This window comes from Hominiventricola sp. (genome assembly GCF_057604405.1).
Map to the genome: position 1 here is coordinate 104,155 of NZ_DBLYVB010000002.1, position 12,695 is coordinate 116,849.

General features: G+C 44.9%; 13 protein-coding genes. 11 read left to right on the forward strand and 2 right to left on the reverse strand.

From position 1 onward, the window contains the following. The first annotated feature begins 31 nt into the window (after positions 1-31). Genes hypF through ACZMB2_RS02630 form a run of 7 tightly spaced genes read left to right on the forward strand, consistent with a single transcriptional unit; the run spans position 32 to position 7,399 of the window. Entirely contained in the window at positions 32-2,359 is a 2,328-nt protein-coding gene (gene hypF, locus ACZMB2_RS02600) for a carbamoyltransferase HypF (protein ID WP_487595373.1), read from the forward strand. A gap of 2 nt (positions 2,360-2,361) precedes the next feature. Beyond that, positions 2,362-2,574, forward strand: a complete 213-nt coding sequence (locus ACZMB2_RS02605; RefSeq protein ID WP_487595374.1) for a HypC/HybG/HupF family hydrogenase formation chaperone — start codon at positions 2,362-2,364, stop codon at positions 2,572-2,574. After that, positions 2,571-3,599, forward strand: coding sequence for a hydrogenase formation protein HypD (gene hypD / locus ACZMB2_RS02610; protein ID WP_487595375.1), 1,029 nt, complete (start codon positions 2,571-2,573; stop codon positions 3,597-3,599). Before ACZMB2_RS02605 ends, hypD begins: the two co-directional genes overlap by 4 nt. Positions 3,600-3,658: 59 nt before the next feature. Further along, complete coding sequence (hypE, locus tag ACZMB2_RS02615) at positions 3,659-4,666, forward strand: hydrogenase expression/formation protein HypE (protein ID WP_487595376.1); 1,008 nt, start codon at positions 3,659-3,661, stop codon at positions 4,664-4,666. Positions 4,667-4,683: 17 nt separating this feature from the next. Further along, the gene (locus ACZMB2_RS02620; RefSeq protein WP_118769781.1) at positions 4,684-4,959 is read left to right on the forward strand and encodes a TM1266 family iron-only hydrogenase system putative regulator; all 276 of its coding nucleotides are present in this window, start codon (positions 4,684-4,686) and stop codon (positions 4,957-4,959) included. Continuing rightward, positions 4,956-6,281, forward strand: a complete 1,326-nt coding sequence (locus ACZMB2_RS02625; protein WP_487595377.1) for a nitrogenase component 1 — start codon at positions 4,956-4,958, stop codon at positions 6,279-6,281. Before ACZMB2_RS02620 ends, ACZMB2_RS02625 begins: the two co-directional genes overlap by 4 nt. Then, positions 6,278-7,399 (forward strand): nitrogenase component 1, encoded by a 1,122-nt coding sequence (locus tag ACZMB2_RS02630; RefSeq protein WP_487595378.1) that lies wholly within the window; start codon positions 6,278-6,280, stop codon positions 7,397-7,399. Before ACZMB2_RS02625 ends, ACZMB2_RS02630 begins: the two co-directional genes overlap by 4 nt. On the opposite strand, the gene ACZMB2_RS02635 is transcribed toward ACZMB2_RS02630, so the two are convergent. Beyond that, positions 7,378-9,522, reverse strand: coding sequence for a peptidase domain-containing ABC transporter (locus ACZMB2_RS02635; RefSeq protein WP_487595379.1), 2,145 nt, complete (start codon positions 9,520-9,522; stop codon positions 7,378-7,380). The two genes, ACZMB2_RS02630 and ACZMB2_RS02635, sit on opposite strands and share 22 nt — an antisense overlap. 131 nt (positions 9,523-9,653) lie before the next feature. After that, positions 9,654-9,836, reverse strand: coding sequence for a hypothetical protein (locus ACZMB2_RS02640; protein ID WP_118769784.1), 183 nt, complete (start codon positions 9,834-9,836; stop codon positions 9,654-9,656). A gap of 185 nt (positions 9,837-10,021) precedes the next feature. On the opposite strand from ACZMB2_RS02640, the gene ACZMB2_RS02645 reads away from it, so the two are divergent. The 4 genes from ACZMB2_RS02645 to ACZMB2_RS02660 all read left to right on the forward strand — a co-directional run bounded on the left by ACZMB2_RS02645 (position 10,022) and on the right by ACZMB2_RS02660 (position 12,661). Next, positions 10,022-10,780: an N-formylglutamate amidohydrolase gene (locus tag ACZMB2_RS02645; RefSeq protein ID WP_487595380.1), complete on the forward strand. Its 759-nt coding sequence runs from the start codon at positions 10,022-10,024 to the stop codon at positions 10,778-10,780. 49 nt (positions 10,781-10,829) lie between these two features. Further along, complete coding sequence (locus ACZMB2_RS02650; RefSeq protein WP_487595381.1) at positions 10,830-11,378, forward strand: hypothetical protein; 549 nt, start codon at positions 10,830-10,832, stop codon at positions 11,376-11,378. Between the two features lie 153 nt (positions 11,379-11,531). Beyond that, positions 11,532-12,080 carry a helix-turn-helix domain-containing protein gene (locus ACZMB2_RS02655; RefSeq protein WP_487595382.1) on the forward strand — a complete coding sequence of 183 codons (549 nt, stop codon included), beginning with the start codon at positions 11,532-11,534 and terminating at the stop codon, positions 12,078-12,080. A gap of 11 nt (positions 12,081-12,091) precedes the next feature. After that, positions 12,092-12,661: an alpha/beta hydrolase gene (locus ACZMB2_RS02660; protein ID WP_487595383.1), complete on the forward strand. Its 570-nt coding sequence runs from the start codon at positions 12,092-12,094 to the stop codon at positions 12,659-12,661. Positions 12,662-12,695 lie beyond the last annotated feature (34 nt).

Consider the following 12,695-nt stretch of genomic DNA (forward strand, 5'->3'; position numbering starts at 1 on the left):
ATCATCAGGGATCCTGCGATGGGAGAAGAGTATGCAAAAGAAGGAACTGACCTGGCGTATCCGGGTTTATGGCATCGTTCAGGGGGTTGGATTTCGGCCGACGGTAAGCCGCCATGCAGCCGCCAGTGGAATTCGCGGAACGGTCTGTAATAAAGGCCCCTATGTGGAAATATATACCCAGGGTGAAAAAGAGCAGATCGAAGGATTTCTGAAGGCCCTGGAAGTACATCCGCCAAAACGTGCGGCTATTTTAAAAATTAATACAGAGGATGTTACTGCAGAGACAGAGACCCATTTTGAGACCTTCGACATTATTGAAAGTGAAAAGACCAAAGGGGAGATCTTTGTTTCGCCAGATATTGCCATCTGCGAGGAATGTAAGGAAGAAATGTACAATCCGAAAGACCGGCGGTATCTGCATCCGTTTATCAACTGTACCTGCTGTGGTCCGCGGCTGACGATTCTGGATGCCCTGCCCTATGACCGGGAACGGACAAGTATGAAGGAATTTCCCATGTGCCCGGACTGTGCAAAAGAGTATGATGATGAGAAGACGAGGCGTTATGACGCCCAGCCTGTGTGCTGTAATGAATGTGGACCGAAAGTCTATCTGATCGGCCGACCCGAACGGGGACGGGACGCCATTACTTGTACGCGGCGGATGATCAGTGATGGCAAGATTGTAGCAATCAAAGGAATCGGTGGTTTTCATCTGTGCTGCGATGCGACGAATGAAGAAGCGGTTCAGCGCCTGCGGACATTGAAAAGACGTCCGGCCAAGCCTTTTGCAGTTATGGCAAAGGATGAAGCGGTGGTAAAACGGGAATGTATTGTGACACCGGAGCAGGAAGCGATTCTCACCGGACATCAGAAACCGATTCTGCTGTTGGACAAAGAAACCGGCGGCAGACTGGCACCCTCTATTGCACCGGGGAATCCAAAGGTTGGTGTGATGCTTCCGTATGCACCGGTGCAGTTATTGATTTTCCAGTATGATGACGGAATCGAAATGCCGGACATTTTAGTCATGACCAGTGGAAATACATCCGGAGCGCCCATCTGCCGTGAGGATGCAGAGGCGGTTGCGGAACTGTCTCATTTGTGTGATGCCATGCTGTCCCACAATCGGAAAATCAGAATCCGGGCAGATGATACGGTGATGGATTTTTATAAAAATGAACCATATATGATCCGGCGTTCCAGGGGATATGCGCCGCTGCCCTTCATGATGTCGGCGGACTGGAAAGGGCAGGTGCTTGCTGTTGGAGGAGAACTGAAAAATACCTTCTGTATCGGCGTAGACAGCCGGTTTTATCCCTCTCCCTATGTGGGCGACCTGGAAGATGTAAGAACAGTAAAAGCACTGCAGGAAACCATTCACCGGTTTCAGACGTTATTGGAAGTAACGCCACAGGCCGTAGTCTGTGACCTCCATCCAAAATACAATTCTACTGTGGTGGCGGAAGAGCTTGGTTACCCGGTGCTGAAGGTGCAGCATCATTATGCGCATATTTTATCCTGTATGACAGAAAATGACTGCCAGGAACCGGTTATCGGAGTGGCTTTTGACGGCACCGGATATGGAACGGATGGAACGATCTGGGGTGGAGAAATCCTGCTGGCAGATTATGAGAATTTTACAAGATTTGGAAGCATTACTCCATTTTTACAGATCGGCGGCGACATTTCGGCAAAGGAAGGCTGGCGGGTTGCAGTATCCATGATTTATGGATATACCAAAGACCGTGAGCAGGCATGGAAAATGATGGAAAAGCTTGGTCTTTGCAGTGAGCAGGAGAGCAAGGTACAGTTTACCATGGCGGACCGGAAATTAAATGCGGTGGTGTCCACCAGTGTGGGACGGCTTTTTGATGCAGTCAGTGCTATCTTAGGGTTCAGACGTCAGTCCAGTTTTGAAGGTGAGGCATCGATGGCACTGGAGTTTGCAGCAGAAGCATATGAGCAGTATAATCTGCAGAAACAAAAAGGAAATCAGGATCACCTGCTGTATAAAGAGGACGGACGTTTGATTCTGAATACCCAAACGCTGGTACAGCAGATCACGGAAGCAAAGCTTCAGGGAGCAGACAGTGGGAGACTGGCATATCTGTTCCATCAGACACTGGCAGAGCAGATCACAGCAGCCTGTGTGGAGGCACGTAATGTAAGCGGCAGACAGAAGGTTGCTTTAAGTGGCGGTGTCTTTCAGAATCGGCTGCTGCTTCGTCTGACAGAGGAGCGGCTTATGGAAGAAGGATTTGAAGTGCTGCGTCATCGGATGGTTCCGCCAAATGACGGAGGAATTGCCATCGGACAGGCAGCCTACGGGTTACAGCAATTACAGAATGGGAGAGTATAAAAATGTGTGTAGGTTTATCAGCAAAAGTAGTAAAAATTAGTAATGGCACGGCAGTCATTGATGCAGGCGGTGCAAAAAGAGAGGTTTCCGCCCAACTTCTGGAAGATCTGGAACCGGGAGATTATGTGATGGTTCATGCGGGTGTGGCAATCGCGAAAATCACAGAGGAGGATGACAGCGAGACAGAACAGCTCATGGAGGAATTTTTATCATGAAAACAGCCAGAGAGATGATAGAGACTTATGATGGCCCTCATGTGCGGATCATGGAAGTGTGCGGCACACATACCCATGAGATTTTCCGTCTGGGAATCCGTAAATTGCTGCCGGAGCAGGTGGAACTGATTTCAGGACCGGGATGTCCGGTTTGTGTGACTCCGGTCAGTTTTATTGACGAAGCGATTTATCTGGCTTTGGAAAAAGGAGTTACTGTCTGTACTTTTGGTGATCTGGTGCGTGTCCCTGGAACAAAGATGAGCCTTGCGGGCGCACGGGAACAGGGAGCGAAGATTCGTATCGTGTATTCTCCGGCAGATGCTGAAAAATATGCAAGAGAACATCCGGAGGAGCAGGTGACATTTTTGTCTGTAGGATTCGAGACAACGACGCCTGCAGGATGTCTTTCCGTGAAATCAGCAAAAGAAGATGGACTTTCTAATTATTCCATATTGACGGCTAATAAAACCATGCCCCAGGCTTATGAGGCATTAAAGGGCAGCGCAGATGTCTTTTTATATCCGGGACATGTGAATGCGATTACGGGAACACATCTGTGTGAAGCTTTGGCAGAAGAAGGGGTCAGCGGTGTTGTGGCGGGATTTACCGCAAAAGAACTGATGACGGCACTGGCGGTTGCACTGGTAAAATTTCAGGAAGGAAAACCGTTTTTTGTCAACTGTTATCCCCGTGTGGTGACACAGGAAGGCAGCAGGGAGGCACAGGTTCTTGTAGATGAGATGATGGAGGCCTGTGACAGTGAATGGAGAGGCCTTGGTATGATTCCTGCATCCGGCATGAAGTTAAGGCAGGAGTGGCAGGAGTTTGATGCACGGATCAAATATCAGGTGCCGATAATAGAAGGAAAACCCAATCCGGCCTGCCGCTGTGGTGATGTACTGCAGGGAAAATGCAAACCGTCCGATTGTAAAGTGTTCGGAAAAGTCTGTACACCGCAGCACCCGGTGGGAGCCTGTATGGTATCGGGCGAGGGAGCCTGTTCCGCATACTATCAGTATTCATAGTTGCGAATGTTAGCTCTGAATAGTTAGTTACCAGCATTTAAAGAGAGAAGGAAAACATCATGGAAAATAAAACAGTAACGATGGCACATGGTGCCGGTGGAAGACAGACATCCGAGTTGATTGATCAGGTATTTAAGGCACATTTTGCAAATCATGATCTGACGGCAGATGATGCAGCGGTTCTGATTCCGCCGGCAGGCAAGATGGCGGTGTCGACAGATGGCTTCATCGTATCCCCGGCATTTTTCCCGGGAGGAAATATCGGCAAACTGTCCATTTGCGGAACGGTCAACGACCTTGCCTGTATGGGGGCAAAACCATTGTATCTTACCTGCGCCTTTGTCATTGAAGAAGGATTCCCCATGGAAAAACTGGAGGAAATCGCTGCCGCTATGGAGAAAACGGCAAAAGAAGCAGGTGTACATATTGTATCGGGAGATACGAAGGTTGCAGGAAAAGGTCAGGTAGACGGCGTATTCATCACCACGACCGGAATGGGCGAGATTGAAGAAGGAGTCACCGTTGGCGGAGCACTGGCAAAGCCGGGAGATGCCATCATTGTGACCGGTGATATCGGACGGCACGGATGTACGATTCTGTTAGAACGGGAAGATTTTGGAATTGATGCCGATGTGACCAGTGACTGTGCACCTCTGTGGGGAACGGTAAAGGCAGTCATGGACACCACACATAATCTGCATGTGATCCGTGATGCCACCAGAGGCGGCGTAGGAACGGTTCTGTATGAAATTGCAGGGCAGAGCAACGTGGGAATTCATCTGGATGCAAAAGCTGTTCCGGTGCAGCCGGAAGTAAAGGGGGTCTGCGGGATGCTTGGCTTGGAGCCTTTATATCTGGCATGTGAGGGAAGGCTTGTCATTATGGCACCGAAGGAAGAAGCTGAAGGAATTGTGGAAACACTGAGAAAATGTCCCTATTCTGCAGAGGCAGCGATCATTGGCGAGGTGGTCGCAGAGGAACCGGGAAAAGTGGTTATGGAGACTGAGATCGGCACACAGACACTGCTTCCGCAGCCGGGTGGGGAGCTTTTGCCAAGAATCTGTTAAACAGGAGGAATGGGAGCATGGACACCAGAGTGGCACTTATTTCTATTATTGTAGAACAGGATGATGCGATTGAAGAATTAAACACGCTGCTTCATGAAGCGCGTCAGTATATTATCGGCAGGATGGGTATTCCCTATCGTGCGAAAGGGATCAGCATCATCAGCATTGCCATCGATGCACCGCAGGATAAGATCAGTGCACTCTCCGGAAAAATCGGACGTTTGAAAGGAGTATCTGCCAAAACAGCATATTCCAATGTGATTACTCCGGCAGAAGGAGGAGCAGGCGATTGATCAGGGAGACAGAAAAAAAAGACGCTGTGATAAAGATGGAGGATGCATCCTTTCCGAAACCCTTTGCGTCAAAGCTGGAATATAATTCTCCGGTACACGGTAACTGGAATATTGTACATACGGGAATGCAGGTTCCTGAGACGATACAAATCTATGTCTGTGCAGAGAACTGTATGCGGGGTGTTGTACTGACGGCTGCGGAAATGAATGCGGCAGACCGTTTTTCCTATGTAATCGTGGAAGAAAAGGATCTTTTGTACAGCAATCTGGAGGAGCTGACCATCGAGGGCGTAACCGATGTGCTGAACAAGAGGGGAGATCATCCGAAAGCTGTTTTGCTTTTTACGGTTTGCCTTCATCATTTCCTTGGAAGTAATCTGAAATATATTTACAGGAAATTAGAAGAGCGTTTCCCGGATATCTGTTTTATCCGCTGCTACATGGACCCGATTATGCAGAAGCACAGTCTGACTCCGGATCAGAAGCTTCGAAAAGCCATGTACGATCCCCTTCCGGTCTGTGAAGCGGATGAGAAAACCGTCTCGGTATTGGGCAGTGATTTTGTCCTGGATGAGAGCAGCGATATCAAGCGTTTGTTAAAACGATATGGGTACAGGGTACGGGAACTGCCTGCCTGCAATACCTGGCAGGAACTGCTGGAAATGAGCAGGGGGCGGTTGTTTCTTAACTGCTATCCGGCCGGAAAATATGGAATGGAGGCACAGGCAAAACGTCTGGGACGTGAGCACCTCTATCTGCCGGGCAGTTTTTCCTATGAAGAGATCGAGAACCAGTTAAAGCAGCTGACGGATATGCTCGGATTGCCGGAATTAACGGAAGAGGAACTGGCACATGAGCGTGCGGCCTGTGAGGAAAAGCTTGCAGAGACAAAGAATCTGATGGGGGAGATGCCGATTGTCCTGGATTATCTCTATCATCCAAGACCACTGGGGCTGGCAAAACTGCTTCTGACACATGGTTTCTGTGTGAAAGCCATTTATCTGGACGGCATCAGCCCGGAAGAAAAAGAGGATTTTCTCTGGCTTCAGGAGCATGCGCCGGAACTGGAACTGATTGCAACGATTCAGGTAAAGATGCGGGTGCTGCCAAGAGGCGGAGAGGAGAAAGTGCTTGCCATCGGACAAAAGGCAGCATATTTCAGCCGCAGCCGGCATTTTGTGAATCTGGTGCAGGGAGAGGGACTGTATGGATTTGACGGAATCCGGAGAACGGCAGAGCTGATGATGGATGCTTACCGTAATGAAAAGGATACGGAAAGACTTGTAATACAAAAGGGATGGGGGTGCGAGTGCTGCCTATGAGACAATCATATCGAATCATTCCGGTCTATACGGCAGATGTGTCCGGCGTCTGTTCCGCATTGTATGAGCTGGGTGGAATGACCGTGATGCACGATCCTTCCGGATGCAACTCCACCTATAATACCCATGATGAGCTCCGCTGGTATGATCAGGACAGTCTGATCTTTATCTCAGGACTCACAGAGATCGATGCGGTTATGGGAAATGACCGGAAATTTATCAATGATATTACGTATACTGCCAGTGAACTGCATCCGGCATTTATTGCACTGGCAGGTTCGCCGATTCCATTTTTGAATGGGACAGACTTTCCAGCCATTGCACGGATCATAGAAAAGAAAACCGGAATCCCGACGTTTTTTGTACCCACCAACGGGATGCATGATTACATATATGGGGCTGGAATCGCGCTGGAAAAAATCGCCAGTCGGTTTGTCAAAACACCGGATTGGCAGAAGAAACGAGATGTTTCTATGCGCAGGGTCAATCTCCTGGGTGTGACACCGTTGGATTTCGGACCACAGGAAAAGGTAGAGGAATTAAAAGAAAATCTGAAGGCATATGGTTGGAATGTGCAGTCTACTTGGGCCATGGGAGATGACCTTAAGACGCTGCAGACGTCAGGAGAAGCGGATATCAATCTGGTGGTATCCGCAGTGGGACTGCGTGCAGCGAAGGTTCTTTGGGAAAAATATCACATGCCATATGTGATCGGAACGCCGAATCAATGGTTAGCGGAAGACATTTCCCGTGCACTGGAACATACAGTTACGCAGAAGACCGATTCTGTGACGGTATATTTGCAGAACCGCATGCAGCAGGAGGCGGAGATTGCGCTGATTGGAGAGCCAGTCACCATGGGCTCACTGGCAGCAGGAATCGAAAAACAATATGGACGTGCGGCCCGTGTTCTGTGCCCGTTAAAAGAATGTGATACTTTGCTTGGACAGAAAGATGCAGTGGTGCTCGGAGAAGAAGCAATGGAAGAGGCACTGAAAAGTGCCAAAATCATTGTGGCGGATCCGCTGTATCGTCCGATCTGCCCAAAAGACAGCACTTTTTATGAACTTCCGCATGTGGCATTTTCGGGAAGAATCTATTTCCATAATCTCCAGTAGATTCCTTTTCGCTCTAACAATTCCTGATGTGTTCCTTGTTCTGCAATGGTGCCGTGATTCATTACGACAATTCGATCGCAGTTTTTAATGGTATTCAGTCGATGGGCGATTACAATGACAGTCATGGAGGCAGGCAGTCCGTTCAACATTTTCTGAATGGCAGATTCGGCAATAGAATCCAGATGGCTGGTTGCTTCATCAAGAATCAGGACAGAAGGATGTCGAAGCAGTGCGCGGGCAATGGCAAGCCGCTGCTTCTGACCGCCGGAGAGGGAATCTCCATTTTCACCGACAGACGAATCATAGCGGAGAGGAAGAGAATCAATAAAGGATTTGATACTGCACAATTCACAGATTTGATCAAGTTCCTTTTCCTGTATTTTCCCGATTCCCATTTCCAGATTTTCACGGATACTGCCACTGAAGAAAACAATGTTTTGAGATACATAAGCGATCTGGCTGCGAAGAGACTGTGCGGAAAGAGAGCGAAGATCGTGTTCACCGATCCGAATATTGCCGCTTTCAAAGTCAAAAAGCCGTAGAAGAAGTTTGACAAGCGTAGTTTTTCCACATCCGCTTTCACCCACAATCGCAATTTTTTCACCGGATGTGATATGCAGATTGATATTGTGAAGAATAAGCTGATGTGAACCGTAGCGAAAATCAACATTTGAGAACTCAATATCTTTTCCAGAAACAGAAAGTTTCTGTTCCTCTGCAGACGGTTCCGGTGTCAATTCCAGTATATCCAAAAGCCGTTCAATGGAAACAAAAGCAGTCTGCAGCTGTGGCTGGAAGTTAATGATATTTTGAATAGGAGTCAGAAAATAAGTAAGCAATGCTACAAAAGTCATAAGTTTTCCTATAGTCATGGTACCTGTAATTGTCATAACAGTGCCTGCCCACAGAATCAGTACTTCGCCAATGAATGCGGTTGTATCGGTCAATGTAGTCTGTGCATTGGAAATGGTATTTCCACGAAGAACACTGGATAGAAGTTTTTCGAACAAATCTGTGCCTTTTTTTCCGAAATCAGATTCTGCATGGAGTGTTTTCAGTGTTTCTTCTCCATTGATGGATTCGATGACATGTGCATTAAAAAGAGAATTATCATTCATAATTTTTTCATTGTGCTTTTTCAGAGGGCGTGCAAAAGAGAAAGCAATTACAGCATAGAGAATCAGCAGAACAGATGCGATACCGAGCAGAACAGGGCTTTCCATATATAACATGATTCCACCGATAATTGCCATAACCAGATCAATCAGAATGGTAATCGCACCCTGAGAAATGGCATCTCTTGCCAGAGCAGCATCTGTAAACCGGGAAATGATTTCCCCGGTTTTTCTATATTCAAAAAAATTCATAGGAAGATTAGTCGCATGGATATAGCTTTTCAATACGAGTGCGGTATCCAGGTGATTGCTCAAATGAATAATTAATTGTCCGCGAATAAAAGAAATCCCCTGCATGAGAAGATAGAGAAAAATGATTCCAGCTGTAAAAGCATTGAGTTTTTGCAGAGCATTACTGTGGACAGCGATATCTATAATATACTGATAATAAAAAGCGCCAATTATACCGGAGCCGGTGACCAGTAACGACAGAAAAAATATGGGGATGAGAGTCTTTTTCTGTTCCCTTACTAACTGGAGAAAAAATTGGATGGGAGAAGTAGAAAAATGACCTTTCTGAAACTGTTTATCTGGTTGAAGAAGAAGCAGGGCGCCCGTCCAGATATTGAAAAAATCTTCTGGCGTATAAGTAATGATTCCTTTTGCAGGATCGGAAACGATAATTTTTTGTTCATTAACTTCTTCGACAACGATGTAATGGAGCAAATTGTCATCGACCACTACATGAGCAATGGCAGGTGTTGGAAATCCTGCCAGAAAAGCCTCTTTATCCCCTTTGACACCGGTTGCTTTGAATCCCAGTTTTTCAGCAGTTTTTGCAAGACTGAACAGAGAAGTGCCCTGTCTGTCAGTACCTGCCAGTGAGCGGATTTTAGCCAGAGAGAGATCAAGACCATATTGTTTTGCAATGATTGCCAGACATGCAGGACCGCAGTCAGTGGTATCGTGTTGCTTTATACATAAATAGTGTTGTTTGTGAAGGGTCATAGCTTTGCGCTCCTGTATTTGTTATGAAATAAAAAGACCAGCGTCAAACAGATTGGGCTGGTCTTTTATTTTTATATTTCTCGACGATCCGGATATAAATGATAAAAGCTATTTCAGCAGTTTATGAAAGACTACCGTCCTACGCGGGTTGCATCGTTGTATTCGTATCTGGGATTGTTCGGAGTACAACGACCGTGATTACCAGTATCTTTTATAAAATAGATCATCATTTTTGCAAATAATCTGGGGAGAAAAAACATTCCGCCGTTAACAGTTTCCATTTCACTCTGGGTCATAACTTTAAAAGTATTCATAATCTGTGATCTCCTTTGATAAATGAAATTTGTGAACTGTAGTTCTTTTGGATCGTCAAATACATTATGATATAGTCATGTAAAATGCACTAGCAGGAAGGTGTAAAAGAGAAGTGAGATTCTTGTAAATTTTATTTACTGTGGCAGTTTTTTCAAATAGAGGATACTTTGAGGAGCATCGGACAATGATATATAACGAATTCATACATAAACATCCTGTAGTCATCAGCATTCCGCATAGCGGTATCTGGATTCCACCGGAGATGAAAGCAAAACTGAAGAAAGATCTAGTTCTGCCAAACAGTGACTGGTATTTGCCGGACTTTTATGATTTTCTGCGGGAACAGCAATATACAGTCCTGATAAACCCGGTGAATCGGTATGTGATTGATGTGAACAGGGACAGGATCAGAGAAGGCGATTCTTATAAGACGAATCTTATCTACACCCATACCACCCAGGATGATGAGATGTATGAGGTACTGCCGGATGAGAAGGAAATGCAAGAACGTATAGATAACTTTTATCTGCCATACCATCAGCGGCTGGAACAGCTTCTGACGGAAAAGAAGAAGCATTTTTCAAAGGTGTATTTGCTGGATTTACATAGTTTTGGTCTGAATTTTGGAGCAGATATTTTATTGGGAAGCTGTTTTGGAACAAGCTGTTCGGATGAATTTTTAAAGAAGATGGAGCAGTTATGTTCAGATCAGGGATTTTCGGTAAAATGCAATCAGGAATATGCAGGCGGTTATATTACCAGGCATTATGGACGGCAGGGACTTGGGTATGAGGCGTTGCAGATCGAACTCTGGTATGGTGCCTATATTGAGAAGCGGGAGTTTGGGAAAGAAGAACTTCCGGCAATTCAGAGAGAGTTTTACGAAGACGCCCGTGAAAGGATGGGCAGAGTATTTGAAAGCTTAAGAAAATGTATAAGGTAAGTGTACTGACGAAGGACTCGGAAGATAAAAGGTGAAACAGATAATGAACATGAATTTTGATGTAAATCAAGTATTCCAGAATCGGCTGGCTGCGAGTCTGGGACTTGATAAATACCAATATATTATGGATCGAGTGAAGAAAACAGATGTATCTAAGGATTCGGATTTTCAGAAATCATTCAATGGTTTTTATCTAATCAGGAGAAATGAAGCCTGGAGAAACATATATTATGAGTATTTTGAACGAGTAAAATCTGAAATACCGACATTTTCAAATATTATTACATATTTATATGAGACGACAGGGAATATTGAACCATCCTTTTCCAGCAAAATGCTTGCATCTATATTTCCAGAAAAACCTATATGGGATCGCTATGTAGTACAAAATCTGAATCTGAAACTCGAAGGGGCAACGAAACAGGAAAAACTGGAAAATGCAATTGCTTTGTATGCCGATATAGAAGTATTTTATGCGGATTTTTTGAAAACAGATAAAGCAAGTGAATGTATCAGGGTATTTGATAGAGTATTGCCAAATTATAAATGGATATCAGCGGTAAAGAAAATCGATTGTATTTTGTGGAGTATCAGGTAATGCTATATAACTTATCTCAATATTGAAAAACTAAAAACCATCAAAATGATTGCTTTTTTAAGAAATGAACAATCATTTTGATGGTTTGTTTTATTTACAAATGGATATAATCATGATAAGTTATAGAAAAGAGATTCGTTTCGGAGAAAGAATATGAAAACAAGGCGATTTGCGATAAGTGACTATGTAATATCAGAGGAAATCAAAGATGTAAGAAAGCGACTGGGATTGACTCAAAAAGAATTTGCACAGTTGATTGGAAGTTCCAAACCAACAGTGGAGCGTTGGGAGCGGGGAAATATGCAGGTGAAAGGACCTATCGTTTTACTCCTTCAGATGTTGATTCACGATCCGGAGTATGCATTGCAGTTTGAAATTCTGCCCAAAGAGTTACCAGTGCGTATGTGGTACATGTATAAAAATAAAGTCTGTACATTGATTGATGTGGATGAAGTGAAGCAGATTGTTCGGATAAAAAATTATGCAGACAATATTATGTTTTGGGCATTTGGAAGTAATCAAAATCCGGATATCGATGATTATCGGGAATTTTTGGAATCCAGATGCTTTCCCAAGACAAGGGATAAAATGAAGCTTGTATTGAAGGATATCGGAGTACCTTTTTACGATCCGTATCTGATTATTCAGAAAACAGAAGGCCGGATGGCAGAAGATGATTTTTGGATTCGGATTGAGAAATGATGGAGGAACAAATGAAAAAGTTAGCCATATTTTTCCCGGGAATTGGTTATCACTGTGACAAACCATTGCTTTATTATGCAAGAAAGCTGACACAGGAATGTGGATATGAGGAGAGTATTTCGCTTTCTTATTCCTATGATGGCAGAAACATCCGTGGAGATGAGCAGAAGATGCAGCAGGCGTTTGAAGCGTTGTATGCACAGGCAGAGCAGCAGCTGTCAAAAGTGGATTTTGGAAAATACAGTGAGATTCTGTTTGTATCAAAGAGCGTGGGAACGATTATCGCGTCCAATTACGCATGGAAATACAAAATTCCGTGCCAGCAGGTTCTGTATACTCCGCTGAAACAGACCTATGTATTCCCACATGAAAATGCCATAGCATTTATAGGAACGAAAGATCCGTGGAGCAATACGGAAGAGGTGGTACGGCTTTCGAAGCAGCAGAAAGTGCCGATTTATGTATATGAAGAAGCAAATCACTCAATCGAAACACCGGATACCATGAAGAACCTGGAGTTGCTGACAGATGTGATGGAGAAGACAAAGAGATATATTCATTTATTTGAAATAATACAATGAGATATTGAGTTTAGTTTTGATTTATGGCACAATA

What these genes read in the sequence shown, in the direction of transcription:
- hypF (WP_487595373.1), top strand. Translation starts at nt 32, where the DNA reads ATGCAAAAGAAGGAACTGACCTGGCGTATCCGGGTTTATGGCATCGTT.
- ACZMB2_RS02605 (WP_487595374.1), top strand. Translation starts at nt 2,362, where the DNA reads ATGTGTGTAGGTTTATCAGCAAAAGTAGTAAAAATTAGTAATGGCACG.
- hypD (WP_487595375.1), top strand. Translation starts at nt 2,571, where the DNA reads ATGAAAACAGCCAGAGAGATGATAGAGACTTATGATGGCCCTCATGTG.
- hypE (WP_487595376.1), top strand. Translation starts at nt 3,659, where the DNA reads ATGGAAAATAAAACAGTAACGATGGCACATGGTGCCGGTGGAAGACAG.
- ACZMB2_RS02620 (WP_118769781.1), top strand. Translation starts at nt 4,684, where the DNA reads ATGGACACCAGAGTGGCACTTATTTCTATTATTGTAGAACAGGATGAT.
- ACZMB2_RS02630 (WP_487595378.1), top strand. Translation starts at nt 6,278, where the DNA reads ATGAGACAATCATATCGAATCATTCCGGTCTATACGGCAGATGTGTCC.
- ACZMB2_RS02635 (WP_487595379.1), bottom strand. Translation starts at nt 9,522, where the DNA reads ATGACCCTTCACAAACAACACTATTTATGTATAAAGCAACACGATACC.
- ACZMB2_RS02640 (WP_118769784.1), bottom strand. Translation starts at nt 9,836, where the DNA reads ATGAATACTTTTAAAGTTATGACCCAGAGTGAAATGGAAACTGTTAAC.
- ACZMB2_RS02645 (WP_487595380.1), top strand. Translation starts at nt 10,022, where the DNA reads ATGATATATAACGAATTCATACATAAACATCCTGTAGTCATCAGCATT.
- ACZMB2_RS02650 (WP_487595381.1), top strand. Translation starts at nt 10,830, where the DNA reads ATGAATTTTGATGTAAATCAAGTATTCCAGAATCGGCTGGCTGCGAGT.
- ACZMB2_RS02655 (WP_487595382.1), top strand. Translation starts at nt 11,532, where the DNA reads ATGAAAACAAGGCGATTTGCGATAAGTGACTATGTAATATCAGAGGAA.
- ACZMB2_RS02660 (WP_487595383.1), top strand. Translation starts at nt 12,092, where the DNA reads ATGAAAAAGTTAGCCATATTTTTCCCGGGAATTGGTTATCACTGTGAC.